Genomic DNA, 852 nt, shown 5'->3' with positions numbered 1-852 from the left:
ACATGGCTTCAATCGCCGGAACGCAAAGCACCGAAGAAAGAGCGTGACTATGCAATCAGCCGTTTGGATGGCGTGATTGGAAAAATCAAAAATGCCATGCAGTCGGCATTGGATAAAATCAAGTCCGCTTTGCTTTCGCCGGAGGTCAAGAAATCCGGCAAGGAGCAGATTAAGGAAAAGGTCAAGCCCTCTATCCTTGCCAGACTTGAAAGAAACAAGGAACTGGCAAAACAGGAAAATGAAGCGAGACGGAGCGAACACCGTCCGCACAAAAAACAGAATATGGAACTTTAAGGCACTTGCCATTTTCGATTTGAGAATGACAGGTGCTTTTTCCATTTTGGGAGGTTGATAATGAATGTATTTGAAGCAGTAAAGCAGTCGGTTACGACAAGACAGGCGGCAGAGTTTTACGGCTTTCGGGTAAACCGAGCCGGAATGATAGCCTGTCCGTTTCACAATGACCGCACACCGAGCATGAAAGTGGATAAGCGTTTTCATTGCTTCGGCTGCGGTGCGGATGGGGATGCCGTTGACTTTGTTTCCCGACTGTTTGAATTGCCGAGCAAAGAAGCCGCTATGAAGCTGGCTGACGATTTCGGTATCGCTTATGACCGAAACGGAAAGCCGTCCATCGTGGCAAAAATCCGAGAGCCTACCGCCAAACAGAAGTTTGAAGCGGAGGAAAAACGGTGCTTTCGTGTGCTGTCCGATTACTTCCATAAGCTCCGAGCGTGGGAAAAGGACTACGCACCGAAGCAGCCGGAGGACGAATGGCATCCGCTATTTACAGAAGCCTTGCAGAGACGGGACTACATCGAATATCTGCTTGACACCATGCTCTACGGAACG

At 49.1% G+C, this 852-nt stretch carries 1 protein-coding gene and 1 pseudogene; both read left to right on the top strand.

Features of this window, described 5'->3' with window-relative positions; all coding sequences use genetic code 11:
* Positions 1 to 294 (top strand): annotated as a pseudogene (locus GPK89_RS16445) (hypothetical protein); the annotation flags it as partial.
* A 60-nt stretch (positions 295 to 354) separates the two neighbouring features.
* Positions 355 to 852 (top strand): CHC2 zinc finger domain-containing protein (locus tag GPK89_RS16125; RefSeq protein WP_252261721.1); only part of this gene is annotated, 498 nt, incomplete at its 3' end.

This window comes from Gemmiger formicilis, from assembly GCF_018784445.1.
In the GTDB taxonomy this organism is placed as follows: Bacteria; Bacillota; Clostridia; order Oscillospirales; family Ruminococcaceae; genus Gemmiger.
The sequence above is the reverse complement of the archived record's forward strand: the minus strand, read 5'-3'. Positions and strand labels throughout refer to the sequence as shown.